This is a genomic window from Bradyrhizobium sp. WSM1253 (assembly GCF_000244935.1).
In the GTDB taxonomy this organism is placed as follows: domain Bacteria; phylum Pseudomonadota; class Alphaproteobacteria; order Rhizobiales; family Xanthobacteraceae; genus Bradyrhizobium; species Bradyrhizobium canariense.
The window spans coordinates 8,024,768-8,042,257 of the sequence record NZ_JH600073.1 but is presented as its reverse complement, the minus strand read 5'-3'; the positions used below and the strand labels follow the sequence as shown (position 1 = coordinate 8,042,257).

Genomic DNA, 17,490 nt, shown 5'->3' with positions numbered 1-17,490 from the left:
CGGTTTCGACGGGTTTCGGCGGGACTTTAGAAGTGCGCGGCTTGCTGTCGCCGCGCCAACAAAAAACGATCAATCACGAACTCTACGCGAGCAAACTGAATGTCACCTTCCTCTACCGACAAGATCGCGCTCTTCATCGATGGAGCCAATCTCTACGCGACGGCGAAAACTCTGGGCTTCGACATCGATTACAAGCGCCTGCTGAAGGAGTTTCAGAGCCGCGGGACGCTGCTTAGGGCGTTCTACTACACCGCGATCATCGAGGATCAGGAGTACTCCTCGATCCGGCCGCTGATCGACTGGCTCGACTACAACGGCTACACGGTCGTCACCAAGGCGACCAAGGAGTTCATCGACGCCTCCGGCCGCCGCAAGGTCAAGGGCAACATGGACATCGAGCTCGCCGTGAACGCCATGGAGCTCGCCGAGCACATCGACCAGATGGTGCTGTTCTCGGGCGACGGCGACTTCCGCTCCCTGGTCGAGGCCGTTCAGCGCCGCGGCGTGCGGGTCACCGTGATTTCCACGATCGCCAGCCAGCCGCCGATGATCGCCGACGAGCTGCGCCGCCAGGCGGACGTCTTCACCGACCTCGTCGAGCTGCAGTCCAAGCTCGGCCGCGACCCGTCCGAACGCCCCGCACCGCGTGACCGCGGCGACCGCGAGGCGCGCCACCACGCTCCGCAGTTCCTCCAGCGCGCAACCACGATGGCGCCGGCGAGGGGCGATGACGACTTCGAGGAGTGAGGCGGCCCGGTCAAGCCGCCAGCCTCTCAGCCTCGTCCCCGACCGTGACTGTCCGCTCTGTCCGCGCCTGGTCGCCTTTCGCGAGGCGAACCGCGCGCGCGAGCCATTGTGGCACAATGCACCGGTTGCGCCTTTCGGCGACATCAAGGCGCGCCTGCTGATCGTCGGCCTCGCGCCGGGGATGCAGGGCGCCAACCGCACCGGCCGTCCCTTCACCGGCGATTATGCCGGCGATCTGCTCTACGCCACGCTGCTCGAATACGGCTTCGCCAAGGGCCAATATCAGGCGCGTCCCGACGACGGCCTGAAGCTGGTCGACTGTCGGATCGCCAATGCGGTGCATTGCGTGCCGCCGCAGAACAAGCCGCTGCCGGTCGAGATCAACACCTGCCGGCAGTTCCTCGCGGCTAATCTCGCAACGATGCCGAACCTGCGCGCGATCGTCGCCCTCGGGCGTATTGCGCACGACACCGTGCTCAAGCCGCTGAACCTGAAGGGATCGCAAGCCCCCTTCGGCCACGGCGCCGTGCATCAGGCTGGCGCTTTCAGGCTCTACGACAGCTATCACTGCTCCCGCTACAATACGAACACCCGCGTGCTGACGCCGGACATGTTCCGCTCCGTGTTCGCGAAGGTGAAGAGCGACCTCGATTAATCCTTAGACGAGCCCTTGGCCGGGTTGGCCTTCAGCCAGTCCAGGACATCGCCGGCGTTCCGGTCGGGCGGAAACACCGGATAGAACACATGCGTGATCCTGGCGTCGTCGACGATCAGCGCAAGGCGCTTGATCAGCGTCAGGCCCGCGACCTCCATGGTCGGCAAATTCAGGGCGCGCGTAAGCGCCAGCTTGTCGTCCGAGAGCACCGGGAACGGCAGATGCAGCCGCGAGGCCATCTCGGTCTGGTACGCGTTGCTTTGCGTCGAGAGACCGTACACCTGCGCGGCACCGGCGGCCTTCAGCTCGGCGAACAGATCGCGAAACGCGCAGGTCTGCGGCGTGCAGCCGCGCGCGCCCGGGATCATGTCCCAATCGTCGACCAGCGCGATCTTGCCGGGCTCGCCGGTGCGCGGATAGGCGAACACCACGGTCCGGCCACGCAGCGCCGACAGCGCGACTGACGTGTCGTCAGTGGCGAGCAGACTGACCGGCGGCAGCGTCATGCCTTGGAGGTGCGCGGCGCCGCCGTCATCCGCCGGGGCGGGAATCCGGGTCCAATCGACCTCGAGCAGGTTTCTCTGAGTCATCCCGCTATCCCCTCGCCCGCATCAGGCGGCCCTTCTCCCGGCTCCAGTCGCGCTTCTTCTCGGACTCGCGCTTGTCGTGCAGCTTCTTGCCCTTTGCAACCGCGAGCTGTAATTTGGCGCGACCCCGCTCGTTGAAGTAAAGCTTGAGCGGGATCAGCGTCATGCCTTCGCGGTCGACCGCGCCCATCAACTTGTTGATCTGCTTGCGATGCAGCAGCAGTTTTCGCGGCCGCTTGGGCTCGTGATTGAAGCGGTTGCCCTGGAGATATTCCGGAATGGTGGCGTTGATCAGCCAGATCTCGCCGTCCTTGGAATCGGCGTAGGATTCCGCGATCGTGCTCTTGCCGTTGCGGATCGACTTGACCTCGGTGCCGGTCAACGCAATGCCGACCTCGATCGTATCCTCGATCGCATAGTTGAAGCGGGCCTTGCGGTTTTCCGCCATGACCTTGATCGGACGTTCGTTCTTGTCGGCCATGGAAGACAAACCTGATCGAGATGCGCGAGGACGCTAACAGTTTGGATGAAGCGAGCGCGTCAAGACTTCTTGAGGAGATCGCGGATCTCGGTCAGCAGCTCGACCTCGGCCGACGGCTTTGGTGGAGCGGCAGGCTGCGCCTCGTCCTTGCGCTTCAACTTGTTCATGGCACGGATCACCAGGAACAGCACGAAGGCAATGATGATGAAGTTGATCGTCAGCGTGAGGAAGTTGCCCCAAGCCAAGACGGCGCCCTGCTTTTTCGCGTCCGCGAGATTTGCGGCGGTGACCTTGCTCGAAAGCGGCGTGAAGTAGTTCGAGAAGTCTAGACCGCCGGTGGCCGCACCGATGATCGGCATGATCACGTCGGCGACCAGCGATGTCACGATGGCGCCGAAGGCCGCGCCGATGATGACGCCGACCGCGAGATCGACGACGTTGCCCTTCATGGCGAACTCGCGGAACTCTCTGAGCATCCGCGTGCCTCTTTCGTCGATCGCCATGAAAGCTCCCCGATCGGCTAGCGCGTCAGTTGATGAGGCCGGCATGAACCATCGCGCTGCGCACCGCAACGCGGGTCGGCTCGGTGACCGGCACCATCGGCAGCCGCAGCGTCTCGTCCAGCTTGCCGAGCAGCGACAGCGCGTACTTGATCGGCGCCGGATTGCTCTCGATGAAGAGGTTGTTGTGCAGCGGCATCAGCTTGTCGTGCAGCTTCAGTGCGGTGGCATGGTCGCCTTTCGCCCAGGCGGCCTGGAACTCCGAGCACAGCCGCGGCGCGACGTTCGAGGTCACCGAGATGCAGCCATGGCCGCCATGGGCCATGTAACCGAGGATGGTCGCATCCTCGCCCGAGAGCTGGTTGAAGTCCTCGCCCATCGCCGCGCGCTGCTGTGAGACGCGGACCATGCTGGCGGTGGCGTCCTTGACGCCGGCGATGTTCTTCAGCTCCCACAGCCGCGCCATGGTGTCGACCGACATGTCGATCACCGAGCGCGGCGGGATGTTGTAGATAATGATCGGAATCCCGATCGCGTCGTTGATCGCCTTGAAGTGCTGGTACATTCCTTCCTGGGTCGGCTTGTTATAGTAGGGCGTCACGACCAGAACCGCGTTCGCCCCCGCCTTCTCGGCGTGCTGGGCGAGCTCGATCGCCTCTTTTGTCGAGTTGGACCCGGCGCCGGCGACCACGGGCACGCGGCCTTTTGCTTCCTCGATGCACCATTCAACGACCTTCTTGTGCTCGTCATGGCTCAGCGTCGGGCTCTCGCCGGTGGTGCCGACCGGGACCAGGCCGTTGGTGCCCTCTGAGATCTGCCAGTTGACCAGGGAGCGAAACGCCGCCTCGTCCAGCGAGCCGTTCTTGAACGGCGTGACCAAGGCGGTGAACGATCCCCGGAATTTCGTCTTGGCTGCCATGGACTTCCTCCGTACGCGGCGATCTCGAGCAAGCCGCATTCATATCGGGTCTATCCCGCCGGTAAAAGACCCGCTTCGGTGTGACGCACGGGTTTAGGCCGCGATTTTGCCGCGGTGGTGGTGCAAACCCGGCAAAGGTAAGCGGCTGTTGGTATTTTGTCCGCATATTCAATCAAATACAGCCAGATCTTGTACAGCTAGGTCTTGAGCCAATTGACTGATTCGGGGCGACGAAACGCCGTGATCTCCTTTCCGCGCGCCGCATGGCGATCCACCGGTCTGATCGTGTGCCTGATGGCAGGGCTGTCCGCGGGCTGCGCCGCCTGGGCCAAATCCAATGAGACAACCGCGGAGACCGCCAAGGAAACCGCGAAACCCGCAGCCAAGCCAGCCGCCAAGGACACTGCGAAGGGCGCGTCCAAGGGAACCGGCAAGGAACCTTCGAAGGACGCCGCCAAGGGGGCAAGCAAGGGCGCGACCAGTCCCCCCGCCAAGGATGCCGCGAAGAAGCCTGGCAGGGATGCTGGCAAGAACGCAGGCAAGGAACCTGCGAAGGACAAGCTGAAGCCTGCGGCTGCCGCGCCAAAGTCAACGCCGACCGCTGGCGGCTCTGTCCCGAAAACCGCACCCGCGCCGGCTGCGACGGCCACCGTCAGACCCACCGCTCCGGCCCCCGCCAAGCCCGTCGCGGCTCCTGTCCTGGCTCCGGCGACCCGCCAGCATGCCGCCCCGCGCAAGCCGGTCACACCGGCTGCGGTTGCCGCGACCTCCTCGACGTCGCAAGCCGACAAGGACACGCTGGAGGCCGTGATCGAGCTTGTGCGCAAGCGCAAGGCGGGCGACGCGACCAATGCCGCGGCCACGATCTCGGATCCCGTGGCGCGAAAGCTCGCGGAATGGATCATCCTTCGCAGCGAGGACAATGGCGCAACTGTGGAGCGCTACCGCGCCTTCCTCTCCGCCAATCCGAGCTGGCCGTCGCAGACCTTCCTGCGCCGGCGCCTGGAGGCCGCGATGTGGGACGACAGGCGTGACGACCAGGTCGCGTGGTCGTGGTTCGAGAACGAATCCCCCGTGTCCGCCAAGGGCCGCTTCACGCTTGCCAAGGCAATGCTGGCGCGCGGCGACCGCGCCAACGCCGAACGTCTGGTGCGCGACGCCTGGCGCAGCGACCCGATGTCGGAAGAGACCGAGAACAACGCACTCGACCAGTTCGGCGCGCTGCTGACGCCCGGCGATCAAAAGGCGCGGATGGACACGCTGCTCTATGGCAGCGAGAACGAGGCTGCATTGCGTGCCGCGAAGCGCCTCGGGGCCGGCTATGTCGCACTCGCCAAGGCCCGAATCGCCTCCCTCAAGAAAGCCCCGAACGCACGTGCGTTGCTCGAAGCCGTGCCGCACGAGCTGCACGGCGATCCCGGCTTCATCTTCAGCAAGATCCAGCTGCTGCGCCGCGAGGAGAAATTTGCGGAAGCCGCCCAGCTCATGCTGTCGGCACCGAAGGATCCGGGCCGTCTCTACAATCTCGACGAATGGTGGATCGAGCGGCGCCTCCTGGCGCGCAAGATGATCGACACCGAGGAATTCCGCAGCGCCTATCTGATCGCGCGCGATGCCGCCCTGCCCTCGCGCGACATCTACAAGACCGAGCAGGAGTTCACCGCCGGCTGGATCGCGCTGCGCTTCCTCAACGATCCCGCGGCCGCGACTCAGCATTTTGCCCGCATCGGGATCGGCAGCGTCAATCCGACCACGCTGGCGCGCGCCGGCTATTGGCAGGGCCGCGCCGCCGAAGCTGCAGGCCGCCAGCAGGAGGCGCGCAACGCCTACGCGCGGGCCGCCGAGCAATCCACCAGCTATTACGGCCAGCTCGCACGTGCCAAGCTCGGCCTGCCGCAGATCGAGCTCAACGCTCAGCCGCGCAGCCGCGGTGCCGAACGGCTGGAGATCGTGCGCGCCGCGCAGCTGCTCTACGAGCTCGACGAGCGCGAGATGGCGATACCGATGCTCGCCGACATGGGCGAGAACGGCGATCCCGAAGCGCTAGCCGGCCTCGGCGAGCTCACCCAGCGCCACAACGACGCGCGCGGCATGCTACTGCTCGGCAAGGCCGCGCTCAATCGCGGGCTGCCGTTCGATTTCTATGCCTATCCCGTCAACGGCATTCCGCAGTTCACGCCGATTGGCCCCGAGGTCGAGCGCAGCATCATCTACGCCATCGCGCGGCAGGAGAGCGCCTTCAATCCCTCGGTCGTCTCGCCGGCGCAGGCCTATGGGCTGATGCAGGTGACGCCGGACGCCGCGCGCTATGTCTGCAAGCGCCACGGCGGGACCTACGATCTGGGGCGTCTGAAGAACGATTCGGCCTACAACGCCACACTCGGCTCGGCCGAGCTCGGTGGGCTGCTCGAGGACTATCGCGGCTCCTACATCATGACCTTTGCCGCCTACAATGCCGGCCGCGGCAGTGTGAAGAAATGGATCGATCGCTACGGCGATCCGCGCGACCCCAAGGTCGATGCCGTCGACTGGGTCGAACTGATCCCGTTCTCCGAGACACGCAATTACGTGCAGCGGATCATGGAGAACCTTCAGGTCTACCGCGCCCGCTTCGGCGGCGGCACGCGGTTGCAAATCGAGGCCGATTTGCGCCGCGGCACCGGTAGCGTGGAATAACTGCGTGTCCCTAACGACTCCGGTGACAAAGCATCCACGCATGCAGCGCAGATAGGGCGCGCAATAATAAGAGACGAAAATGGATCAGACAATGTTGAGCGTCGTCCGTGCGGTACAGGCAGGCGCGACGACGATGAAGGGCGTGATCGACGCCACCGGACTATCTCGTCTCAAAATCGAACGTGCGTTGAATGCCCTAGAGAAGCAGCAGCTCCTGGTTCGAGACGGCCAGGGGTTTAGGTCGACCAGTCTGCCGAAGGCAGCCCGGCAGTGCGGATCGTGCAATGCCTGCTGCGATATCCTCGAGGTGGCCGCCGTCGACAAGCCCGTGAACCAGCTGTGCAGGCATTGGCAGACGGGCACGGGATGCACCATCTACGACCGCCGTCCGCAGATGTGCCGGTCCTTTGTCTGCGCCTGGTTGCAAGGTCACCTCGACGACGACTGGTTTCCAGCGAAATCGGGCATCATCGTGCATTTCAGCCAGGATGCGGTCAACGTCACCGTCGATGACCATTGCCCCGATCGCTGGCGCGAGGAGCCTTATTTCAGCAAGCTCGCCGAATGGTCGCTGAACGGCATCAAGAGAATCGGAAACCGCGGTTACGCGACCCTCGTTGTGTCCGGTGCCGATAAGTTCCTGCTGCTGGGACGGACCATCGTTCCCGAACCGACGCTGTTCGGAACAGCGTTCCTGCCGCTTACGGCCGACACTTTCCGGTTCTGGCGGGCGAAATCGCAGGAGCATTTGCAGCGGCTGCACGAGCGCATCGCCGAGATCGAGCGGATCAGACAGGAATTCGGCTCCTGCGCGATTCCCGACGAACTGGATGACGACCCCTACCCGCCCTATCGGTCGGCTCTTCTGCGCTGGTCGAATCACGCCTGAACTCCCACGCGGTCCACGCGGAGTAATTCGCCGTATGCCGCTCGATGCGCGCCGGTCGCGATCGAAACGTGGCGGCGGGCACGCGCGAAAGACGCCGCCCCGGGAGTTCGGGACGACGTCTTGAGGCTGGAAGCTACGCTACTTGGCGATTGCAGCTTGCGCGGCTGCGATCTTCGCCTTCACGGCATCGAGATTGAAGCTCGCGCCCTTCTGCATGGGCGGAAATTCGATCGCCGTCATCGCCAGCTTCTCAACCTGCTGCTGGACAAAGACAAAGCGCCAGAATTCGTATTTGAACCAGTCGAAGTATTGCTGGGCCCCGTATTTGGTCCCGCTATCGGGCCAGCCCGTGCGCTCGAAAGGATCGAGGCGAAGGTTGGTCAAATAGGGCACGTCAACCTTGCTTTTATCACCCAGCCAGCCTCCGGGCTGGTCGATGAAACGATACTTGTAGTCGTCGATGCGCACGGCCCCCAGCTCGCTTTCGCCGAAATAAAAGATTTCGTGCCGATTTGACGGCCCCTTGCCAGTGATCATGTCCAGCTGGTTGTAACCATCCAGATGGCACTTGTAGGTGCGGTCACCGATGTGTTTACCCTTTTTGAGCTCGTCGACGATGTTGGGATTGCCTGCAGCGGCCAGGAAGGTCGGGAACCAGTCCAGTCCGGACATGATGCCGTTCTCGACCTTGCCGGCCGGCACCTTGCCCGGCCAGCGGATCATCGCCGGCGCGCGGAAGCCGCCCTCCATGATCGTGCCTTTGCTCTGCGCGAATGGCGTCTGTCCGCCATCGGGCCAGGTGAAGACCTCGGTGCCGTTGTCGGTCGTGAATACCACGATGGTGTTGTCATCGACGCCCATATCCTTCAGCTTCTGCATCACGATGCCAACATCGTCGTCGAGCTGCGCCATGCCGGCTTCATGGATGGACCAACCATTCTTGGAGTTGCGCATCGCCTGGTACTTCGGCGACAGGTGCGTAACGATGTGCATGCGGGTCGGATTGAGCCACAGGAAGAATGGCTTGTTGTCGGCCTTGGCCCTGTCGATGAAATTGAGCGCGAGGTCGCGGATTTCATCGTCCACGGTTTCCATCCGCTTGGGATAGAGCGTTCCGGCGTCCTCGATCCTCTGCTTGCCGACCTTGCCCCAGCGCGGATCCACGGCGGCGTCGTCCACATTGGTCGCCCACGAGTGGACCATGTTGCGCGGACCGACTGTGTTCAACAGCTCCTGCGGATAAGCGGGGTGGGCCGGATCTTCCATCGCGTCGAGGTGATACAGGTAGCCAAAGAACTCGTCGAAGCCATGCACCGTCGGTAGAAACTCGTTTTTGTCGCCAAGGTGGTTCTTGCCGAACTGGCCGGTGGCGTAGCCCATACCTTTCAGCGCCGCAGCAATGGTCACGGCCTCCGCCGGCAAGCCGGTGGGAGCGCCGGCCTGGCCGACTGTGGTCATGCCGGTGCGGATCGGCAGCTCGCCGGTGATGAAGTTGGCGCGGCCCGCCGTGCAACTCGCCTCGGCATAGTAATCGGTGAACAGCATGCCTTCGGCGGCGATCTTGTCGAGGTTTGGCGTCCGCCCGGCCATCATCCCGCGGTGGTAGGCGCCGATATTCCAGATGCCGATGTCGTCACCCATGATGACGACGATGTTCGGCCGTTGCCCGGGCGCAGCGGGCGCCGGCGCCGCGGCTGGTTGCTGCGCTTGTGCAGGGCTCGTCAATCCGATGGCCGAAAGCGCCGACGCGGCGGCGAGAGAACTACCACTCAACAAGAGATCGCGGCGTTTCATTCCGCCGTTTGGTCCCGCGCTCATCTCAGGCTTTTTCGGAATCCTATCGTTACTCATGACGCGATCCTCTTCCTGGTGATGCACCTGAAGCCGACATGGCTTGCTGAGGTGTCGATCGGCTCGGCATGACGCGCGGCCGGACGGTAGCGGCGGCAATAGTTAGGCGCGCAAAGATGCGAGCCGCCCTTAAGCACCTTGCGCGGAATTCTGATCTTCGGATTTCGGGGATCGTAGCTCGCATTTTCAAGTCCACCCCGCGGGTTTTGCGGAATGCAGCACGCCTTCGGCGCATCGGCCTCGTGCATCGGCGAGTACCAATCAGAGGTCCATTCCCAGACATTGCCGATCATGTCATACAACTCGTAACCGTTGGTCGAGAAAGCTGTGACCGGCGAGGTGCGCTCGAACCCGTCGGTCGCGAGATTCTCGTGGGGGAAATTACCCTGCCAAATGTTCGCCATATGTTGGCCGCCGGGTTCGAGTTCGTGCCCCCAGGCGAATTCGGCACCGTCCAGTCCTCCACGCGAAGCGAACTCCCATTCAGCCTCGGTCGGTAATTCCTTGCCGGCCCATTTCGCATAGGCTTCGACATCTCGGTAGGCGACGTGCACGACGGGATGGTTCTCGAGCCCGCGCAAGTTACTGTGTGGCCCATAGGGACGACGCCAGTTGGCGCCAAACTTGAACGTCCACCATTCGCCCCAATTGCGCAGGTCCACAGCCTGCTGCGGCGGTGTAAAGACGAGGGATCCGGCCTTGAGCATGCGCGGTAGCGCGCCGGGATAGTCCTTCGCGTCGGGTATCAGTTCCGCGAATGTGACGTAACCAGTGGCGTTGACGAAGTCGCGGAATTGGCGATTGGTGATTGGCGTTCGGTCTATCCAAAATCCGTCCACTGTGACGCGGTGGACCGGCGCCTCCTCTGGATAGTGTTGCTCGGATCCCATCCGAAAGGTCCCGCCGGGGATATAGACCATCTCCCGGTCCGCCGTCCCCTCAGCCGTTTGCCCGGAGAAGGATTTCGCTCCTGTGAAATTCATTGCATCACGCCCCGGCTTCACGGATCTCCAATGGATCTCATCCTTAGTCAAAGGCGAAGATCCGCTTCCAGTCATTCTTCATGTCGACCACCGTCCATCGATTCACCGCTGCGGCGTCGAGGGCCGTGTCCAATTTCCCGAAGTGGGATTGGCGGTCGTACGCATATTCGCGCTCGGAATCGGTATGGTGGACGAGCAACCCGAACCGCGCGCCGGGGGCGAGCGTCGCCCATTGGAGCATTTCAAGATCGCCATCCGAGTTGCCAAATGCGGCGATGGGGCGGCGGCCGATATGTTCATTGATTCCGATCGGCTTGCCGGCCTTGTCGTCAATGAAATTGACCTCAGGCAGCCGGAACAGGACCGGGATACTGTCGCGCATCTCAAACCGGGTCTTGATCGAAGATCCGACCACCTGCTCTGGAGGGATGCCGTAGATGGCATCCGTCCATGGCCGCATGAACTCAACACCGCCGCCTGAAACGATGACAGTCTTGAAACCGTTCGCCCTAAGGTAGGCGAGCAATTCCAACATCGGCTGATACACCAACTCGGTGTAAGGTCGTTTGAAGCGTCTGTCGCGCGCCGTGACAAGCCAGTCCGTAACGATCGTCTCAAACTCTGCCGTGGACATACCGGCGTGGGTGACCGCGACAAGTTCGGCAACGCCCTTTTCGCCGGAAGCAGCGAGTGCATTCAGGTCGCCATCCAGCACCGCCGCGAAGGGCTGTTTGCCCTTCCATTCCGGGTGCATCGGAGCCATGCCTTTCACGCGATCGAGCACAAAGGCAAGCTGCACATACATCGGTTGTTCGATCCACAGCGTGCCGTCATTGTCGAAGGTTGCGATCCGCTGTTGGGGCGGCACGAAAAATGGGCCGCCCTGGTCCGTGACGCGCCTAACGAAGTCGACGATAGATGTCTTCGCCGAACCGTCATTCCAGGAAGGCAACGGATCGCGCTGAGATTGCGCCAGCGCCGACCTGGAGTGTAGCGAGGCTGAAAGCAGCGGAAGCACCGTCAGGGAAGAAAGAAGGGCGCGCCGATCCAGGTGAAAAGATCCAATGGTTGGCTTCACACGCGACTCCATTTGCTCTGCAAACGGCGTAAAAATGCACGACCATTCGCAGCGAGAAGAATCTCGTACTGTCGAAACTAGTTTGAAGCCGCGACCAGCTTCATACGAGCATGGTGCGACGTATTCAGTTTCGGTAGTGGGTTCTTTGAAGGACGTCGGGCTTACAGAAAAGGAAGCGGCACTTCCGCGTTTGATCTAAATCAAAGATGGCCGAGGTAGGTAAAAGATGTCGGATCACGATTCCAATCGCGCCCGGCGAGACATAGACGGCCAGCAGTCGTGCTCACGCCACTGATTTGAGACACGATTGCTGTTCGAGAGCCGGTAAGCCGGCGGGTTTGCTGGTCTTAGTATTTTCTGACGATGGGCTTAGTTGTCGGAGGCGCTCCAGGCGCGGGCGGAGAGATCGAGAAGGTAACCCAGGTATTCCAGCCCGATGGCCGGTTTTCGGCAGCGAACTCTCCATAGGCCTTGAAATTCAGATAGCCCTGCATGTCGCCAACCGGAAATAAGAAACCGATTTGCGGGCCGATGCCGACTACCTGGGACTGGAAGCAGCCGACACGGTCACCTGAACCGCTGTCACAGCCGAGCCCCTTGTATACATAGCCCACCAGACCAACCATGACCTGCTTCGACAGAAATTGGGATGCACCCCAGTCGAAGTGCATGTCGACGCCGTTTTGATACTGCGTGGCAGTATTTTTGAAATTGTAAGTGAAGCCAAGCACACCGGACAATTCGTGTCCGGTCTGCGGATTGAAATAAGTGTAGCCACCGCCGGCATCGATCGCGCCGTGTCCAATGCCCAAGTTCGACAAGCGATCGGATTGGTAAGCGCCAACCGGGATATCGCCGGTGATATAGGTCATGTAGTTGTGGACGCCGGCGTTCCAGCGCAATGCGAATTGCGGCGCCAGATCCCCAAAGCCCCACGTCGTGTCGCTAATGGTGTCGGACCGCGCGAAGGGAACATTGCCGAACGGCGTCGTGATCACACCGGACAAGGTCCCCGCCAAGCTGGTGCCGACGACGCCATAGGCTGCCAGAAGGGATACTGACGCCTGGCCGCCGAGCACCGGCGTTGCAAATACATAGCTCGGAAGCACAAGGCCAAGATCGCCGGTGGCGTTCACATTCAGATTCAGATTTGCGTTCACGGCAAGATTGGCCGGAATCCTGCCGAGCGTGAATTCACGCGCCCGCGCGACGTCGGCACCAGCGGATACGGAGGTGTGGTAGTAGATATTCGCCATGGACCAACCCGGCTGCTGCGGCGTGGCCGCGAGGCTACCGAAAAGGCCGGGGATCCAGAAACTGATGCCGTTTTCGTCGGCCAAGGCAGACTGCGCAGAAAGCAATAGAGTGGACGTCAGGATGGCTGCAGAAATAACTCTGCGTCGCTGTGCTGGGACTGAGCGCTCGCTTTTCGCAGCAGCAAGCGCGGCTCTCACCGTCACATTGTGGCTCCAAAACTGGTCGCCTGAGAGTAGAACTGTACGCCATTGTGCGGCTTAGGCAAGTAGCAAGTTCAGCCATGACCCGATGGCCGAAAATAGATGAATGGATTGAGGGAAGCCACAGCGCAAATTGGATATGGCAGAGTCCGCGTGCGGCCCTGTGACAGACGGCTAGCTCCCGCGCACCACCCAGCCAAGGATCATCTCAAACAAAAGCCCCGGCGGTTTCCCGCCGGGGCTTTCCGTTAGGTCGTTAGACCGTACTTACCAGTTGCGCTGAGCGCGGAGGAGCAGAACGACCGAGTCCTGATCCTTGAGCTCGTAGGTCGCGACCGGCTTGGCGGGGATCGCCACGACAGCGGCCGGGGTCACGATGCCAGCGTACTTCTGGTCGAGGTGGGTCCAGGCAACGTCAGCCGAGAACGTCAGGTTCTTGACCGGGGTCCAGCGGGTGATGAGACCCACCTGGCCGATCGCGAAGTCCGGGTTACACGAGGTCACGCCGGCAAACCCACCACCGATGATGCCACCACCAGCACCACCAGCGCCGCAGAGCGTGGTCTTAGCCAAGCTGCCGAACTGGGCCTGAGCGTAGGCACCGTAGATCGCGGTGTTCCAGTATGGATCCCAGTTATGGGTGTAGGCACCGCGGAAGCCCCAGGTCTTGATCGTTTCCTGCTGGCTGCCCGTGACGTACACGGTGTCGGGAGCCGAGGCGATGCCGAGGCTGCCGTAGGCAACGTTCGAGCCGCCCCACATCGTGTAGGAGCTACCCGCGAGGTTCTGGAAGTTGTAGCGGGTCGCACCGTCGGTGTAGACGCCCGAAATGTTGATCACGTCACCCGCACCAGTCGGGATGTTCTTGATCGACAGAGCCAGCTGAACTGCCCAGCCCCACTTGTCGTCGGGATGACCAGTCGGTTCGGACGCGCCGTAGTAACCGACGTGGTTGTCATGCGCAGCCACCGACGCCTGGAAGAGACCCCAAGCCTGGTCGACACGCACCATACCAACGAGGTTCGGCGAACGGGTGCCGCCGATGGCGTTGGAGCCGTAAGCAGCACCGAGTGTGCCGGCCGCAGTGGCGCCGGACATGTTCAGGTTGCCGGCCTGGTAGTACGCCGAGACGTCTTCAGCCGAGAACGACGCCGTCACGCCCTGACCGAAGTCAGCGGTGTAGGTGAACTGGTTGACACCAGTGACCGTGCCGGAACCGCCGACGAGGCTGTCGAAGTTGTTGCCCGGGTAGTTGGTCCAGGGCGCGTCGAACTGCGACACGGCCTTACCCATGGTGAAGCCGGCGAACTGGATGAAGGCGTAGTACACGCCGAGCGAACCGCCCGAGGTGGCGCCGTCGGTGCCGTTGACCGAGCCGCCGCCCGATCCAAAGAGCGACGTGGTGGTCGCACCAGGAGTGGTGGCGGTAGCCAGCGTGCTGCTGTATGCGGTGGTGCCGGTGGCCGAACCGGTGCCGACGTAGTTGCCGGAGGTCCAGGAGAACACGCCGTCGAAGAAGGTACGGACAACGCCGTACTCGGTCGCGGTGCGCGTGTCGATGTTGAGATCTTCACGAGCGCGCATGGTGTAGTAGTTCGTCAGACGGTTGCGGGAACCGTTGGCGCCCTGGGTCGTCGTGTTCAGATTGCCGCCGAAATCCGAGTTGGTGCCCAGCGCGACTTCAGCGCGCAAGTAACCACCCAGCTTGATGCAAGTGTCGGTGCCGGGGATGTAATAGAAACCCGCACCGTACAGGGAGCAGATCTTCACGTATTCGACCGCTTTGGCCTTCACGGGGAGATCGGCTGCCTGCGCTCCGCCAACAGCGATCAGACCCGCTGCGGAACCGAGCAAAAGGCTCTTAACCAACTTCATGTTAAACCTCCAAGTTTGCCATAGGGAAGGTTCCGGATCCGCTGGGTGAAGACACCCTAAGGTTGGTTCCCTTGTCCCTTAAATTCACCGCTTAGTCGCTTCGCGCCTTCGGACACACCCGCTGAACGCGAGGGACTTAAGCGATCCGAAGTTTCGGTGAGCGAGAGCTGTAAAAATCAGTAACTTACTGATTGCCAACGATATTCGGATGCCTGTAACTACAAGGCACCGTACAAATGACGCTGCTGTTAATGCCGGAACTGAGCAAGACTTCGACTGGGGCCTACTCCGCTCGCAAGGTCATTCCCAAGGACATCCGAGCTGCCTACGCGGCCAAGTATGGCAATGCTTGGGAAGAGAAATTCCGTTTGGACGGAGGAGCTTCAGCCCATGAAGCCCGCGCCCGATATGGAGAATGGCTGGCCGACATCGAGACTCGCATCGGAAGCCTGAGAGCTGCGAAGAAAAACGGGCCACAACCCCTTACCCGGCAGAACGCTTACGCCTTGGCCGGGCGCTGGTATGCTTGGTTCATCGCCAAAAATGAAAAAGACCTTCGCACCCCCGCTCATTGGAGAGCATTGGCGGATACCTTGGTCTGGGACGTGATACGCCCGCACGCACCGGATGAATACGAAGAGCATCCGCAGGCTGATCCGCACTGGGATTGGCAAGCCGATCCGCGGGTCAGAGAGGAGGTCCGTCCTGCCATAGCGGCTGAAGCCCAGACTGCTGCCTTCCTCTTGGAGCAGGGTCTCAGCTTAACCCCAGATGCCACCAACCTCTTCTTGGATGCCGTTAGCGACAACCTATTGCCCGCATTCCAACGGTTGGAAGCAGTTGCGCGTGGCGACTACTCGCCGGATGTCCATCGGCAGGTGTTCCCTCAATTCCAAGAGGTCAGCGGAAGTCCCCCTGTGAAAGCAATGGCGCTGTTCGAGGCCTGGACGAAAGCTGTGCAGCCGGCTGAAGGCACGGTCTACCGATGGACCACTGTGTTCAAGGAAGCTGACCGACATTTTCCCGATGTCAGGAACATCAGCTTCGACAAGGCCAAGACATGGATGAATGGGCTAATCAATGAAGAGCGATCAGCCGCAACCGTTGCTGCCGCATGGCGCACAGCTCTAAAGACGGTCTTTGGTTGGGGTGTCGCAGAAAAGATGATCGACAACAATCCGTTTCCCGAGGTGCGTATCAGCGTGCCTCGGAAGAACACCGAGCGCGAAACGAAAGCCTTTGATGACACCGAAATCAAGATTATCTTGGCCGCCGCGCTACGCTGCGACGACACCAAGTCATACCGAGAGCGCGCATTTCGGTGGGTGCCCTGGATTTGCGCGTATACGGGTGCCCGCGCTGGCGAGATTACTCAATTGCGAGCAACCGACATTCAGCAGCGCAATGGAATGCACTTCGCTAAGCTGACACCATCCGCCGGTAAGATAAAAACACGGAAGGCTCGAACGGTGCCTCTCCACGAGCACCTCATCGAACAAGGATTTCTCGATTTTGTTGAGCGAGCCCAAGGCCAGCCACTGTTTTACCCTGCAAAGCAGCGCCCGGTCGCAAAGGTTGAAGATAAGCCTCGGCAGAGCCCCGCTGAGCGAATGAGGTCTCAGGTTGGCACTTGGGTCCGCTCACTTGGCATAACCGATCCAGAGATAAGCCCCAATCACGCATGGCGCCACACGTTCAAGGCCATGGCAGCTCGTGTAAGCATTGATGAACGTTACAGCGACGCGATCACCGGGCATTCGCCGGCGACAATAGGACGAGCATACACGAAACCGCTTCCTGAGGACCTCGCCGAAGCCCTCAAGAAGTTCCCGAGATACAGGCTAGATTGATCTCGCCCTACTCCGAAGTAGCGGCAGCGCCGCAAAGCTGAGACCGAAACTATGACGGACAACACCGACGATTGGACGCTGATCGAACGCCCCGCATGGGAGCCGAAGACTCCAAAGGAGGAACGCGAGGCACTCGACAAGGCACCCTTGGCAACCCTGCGGGCAACGCCGGATAGTCTCTCAGCTCTCCGACTTATGAGCGACTTGGCGAAGCGTTACCCGAGGCCTCAGGCAGCAAAGGGCAAGGCATACGCCCGAGACAAGACCTTGGCCGACTATGCCCACGCAGTGGGGGCGTTCATCGCTGATCTGCTGGCCGCAAGTGAAACGGATCAAAGTGAAGGCTGGTTGAGATGCTCGCTCAACAAAGAGGCGTACACCGGCCAATACGTCAAGTGGCGGATGTTCGACGCGGTGCGCCAAGCATTCACTGAGGCCGGGCTAGTGGAGCACAAGCCAGGTTATCCGGGGTCGTATCAGTTCGAAAATCCGGGACCTATGGTGGGGAAGCTCACGAGGTACAGGGCCACGTCGTCGCTCCTCGCTGCGTGCGAAGCTCATGGGGTTACACCAGCGAACGTGCGGCAATGTTTCCAATTCGACGAGGTGATGCCTTCAGAGCTGGTGCAGCTAACCAAACCATCGCGCAAGACGCCAAACACCGAGAAAGTGCAGCTGAGCTGCTGCCGGTTTGATGGACACCAAGATTGGGTGTTTTATCGAGCCAGAGGTGGGTCATGCAGAGACGGAAGTTCAGTCGAGAGTTCAAGATCGAGGCGGTCAAGCTCGTCAGGGAGCGCGGGGTATCTGTGGCGCAAGCTGGCCGAGACCTGGGCGTTCATGAGAACGTGCTGCGCAAATGGGTGAAGGAGTTCGGCTTCGACGCTGCGCAGTCCTTCCCCGGCCACGGGCAAATGAAGCCTGAGCAATTGGAGATCGAGC

At 61.5% G+C, this 17,490-nt stretch carries 15 protein-coding genes; 6 read left to right on the top strand and 9 right to left on the bottom strand.

The window, feature by feature from the left end:
• Positions 1–99: 99 nt before the first annotated feature.
• Together BRA1253DRAFT_RS39010 and BRA1253DRAFT_RS39005 are read left to right on the top strand one after the other, a co-directional pair.
• Positions 100–747, top strand: coding sequence for an NYN domain-containing protein (locus BRA1253DRAFT_RS39010; protein ID WP_007603390.1), 648 nt, complete (start codon positions 100–102; stop codon positions 745–747).
• Positions 728–1,402: a uracil-DNA glycosylase gene (locus BRA1253DRAFT_RS39005; RefSeq protein ID WP_007603389.1), complete on the top strand. Its 675-nt coding sequence runs from the start codon at positions 728–730 to the stop codon at positions 1,400–1,402. Before BRA1253DRAFT_RS39010 ends, BRA1253DRAFT_RS39005 begins: the two co-directional genes overlap by 20 nt.
• Here BRA1253DRAFT_RS39005 and BRA1253DRAFT_RS39000 read toward each other — a convergent pair.
• Genes BRA1253DRAFT_RS39000 through dapA form a run of 4 tightly spaced genes read right to left on the bottom strand, consistent with a single transcriptional unit; the run spans position 1,399 to position 3,889 of the window.
• Positions 1,399–1,992: a peroxiredoxin gene (locus BRA1253DRAFT_RS39000; protein ID WP_007603388.1), complete on the bottom strand. Its 594-nt coding sequence runs from the start codon at positions 1,990–1,992 to the stop codon at positions 1,399–1,401. The genes BRA1253DRAFT_RS39005 and BRA1253DRAFT_RS39000 overlap by 4 nt on opposite strands.
• A gap of 4 nt (positions 1,993–1,996) precedes the next feature.
• Positions 1,997–2,470: an SsrA-binding protein SmpB gene (smpB, locus tag BRA1253DRAFT_RS38995; protein WP_007603387.1), complete on the bottom strand. Its 474-nt coding sequence runs from the start codon at positions 2,468–2,470 to the stop codon at positions 1,997–1,999.
• A gap of 59 nt (positions 2,471–2,529) precedes the next feature.
• Entirely contained in the window at positions 2,530–2,973 is a 444-nt protein-coding gene (gene mscL, locus BRA1253DRAFT_RS38990) for a large conductance mechanosensitive channel protein MscL (protein ID WP_007603386.1), read from the bottom strand.
• A 25-nt stretch (positions 2,974–2,998) separates the two neighbouring features.
• Entirely contained in the window at positions 2,999–3,889 is an 891-nt protein-coding gene (gene dapA, locus BRA1253DRAFT_RS38985) for a 4-hydroxy-tetrahydrodipicolinate synthase (protein ID WP_007603384.1), read from the bottom strand.
• Positions 3,890–4,183: 294 nt separating this feature from the next.
• Between dapA and BRA1253DRAFT_RS38980 the strand changes: the two genes are divergently transcribed.
• Together BRA1253DRAFT_RS38980 and BRA1253DRAFT_RS38975 are read left to right on the top strand one after the other, a co-directional pair.
• Positions 4,184–6,565, top strand: a complete 2,382-nt coding sequence (locus BRA1253DRAFT_RS38980; RefSeq protein WP_035995778.1) for a lytic transglycosylase domain-containing protein — start codon at positions 4,184–4,186, stop codon at positions 6,563–6,565.
• Positions 6,566–6,644: 79 nt separating this feature from the next.
• Positions 6,645–7,454, top strand: a complete 810-nt coding sequence (locus BRA1253DRAFT_RS38975; RefSeq protein ID WP_035994781.1) for a YkgJ family cysteine cluster protein — start codon at positions 6,645–6,647, stop codon at positions 7,452–7,454.
• 138 nt (positions 7,455–7,592) lie between these two features.
• Here BRA1253DRAFT_RS38975 and BRA1253DRAFT_RS38970 read toward each other — a convergent pair whose 3' ends face one another.
• The 5 genes from BRA1253DRAFT_RS38970 to BRA1253DRAFT_RS38950 form a co-directional block, all read right to left on the bottom strand.
• The gene (locus BRA1253DRAFT_RS38970; RefSeq protein ID WP_371261381.1) at positions 7,593–9,272 is read right to left on the bottom strand and encodes an arylsulfatase; all 1,680 of its coding nucleotides are present in this window, start codon (positions 9,270–9,272) and stop codon (positions 7,593–7,595) included.
• Positions 9,273–9,301: 29 nt separating this feature from the next.
• Positions 9,302–10,288 (bottom strand): formylglycine-generating enzyme family protein, encoded by a 987-nt coding sequence (locus tag BRA1253DRAFT_RS38965; protein WP_007603374.1) that lies wholly within the window; start codon positions 10,286–10,288, stop codon positions 9,302–9,304.
• A 43-nt stretch (positions 10,289–10,331) separates the two neighbouring features.
• Positions 10,332–11,378 (bottom strand): HAD family hydrolase, encoded by a 1,047-nt coding sequence (locus BRA1253DRAFT_RS38960; RefSeq protein WP_083870026.1) that lies wholly within the window; start codon positions 11,376–11,378, stop codon positions 10,332–10,334.
• A 335-nt stretch (positions 11,379–11,713) separates the two neighbouring features.
• Entirely contained in the window at positions 11,714–12,706 is a 993-nt protein-coding gene (locus BRA1253DRAFT_RS38955) for a transporter (protein ID WP_157158689.1), read from the bottom strand.
• 384 nt (positions 12,707–13,090) lie between these two features.
• Positions 13,091–14,698 carry a porin gene (locus BRA1253DRAFT_RS38950; RefSeq protein ID WP_007603368.1) on the bottom strand — a complete coding sequence of 536 codons (1,608 nt, stop codon included), beginning with the start codon at positions 14,696–14,698 and terminating at the stop codon, positions 13,091–13,093.
• A gap of 236 nt (positions 14,699–14,934) precedes the next feature.
• Here BRA1253DRAFT_RS38950 and BRA1253DRAFT_RS40665 point away from each other — a divergent pair, with 236 nt between their 5' ends.
• Both BRA1253DRAFT_RS40665 and BRA1253DRAFT_RS38940 read left to right on the top strand, forming a co-directional pair.
• A complete protein-coding gene (locus BRA1253DRAFT_RS40665; protein ID WP_007603367.1) occupies positions 14,935–16,548 on the top strand; it encodes a tyrosine-type recombinase/integrase in 1,614 nt (537 codons plus the stop codon).
• 737 nt (positions 16,549–17,285) lie between these two features.
• On the top strand, positions 17,286–17,490 hold a 205-nt coding region (locus tag BRA1253DRAFT_RS38940), incomplete at its 3' end, for an IS3 family transposase (RefSeq protein WP_007603366.1).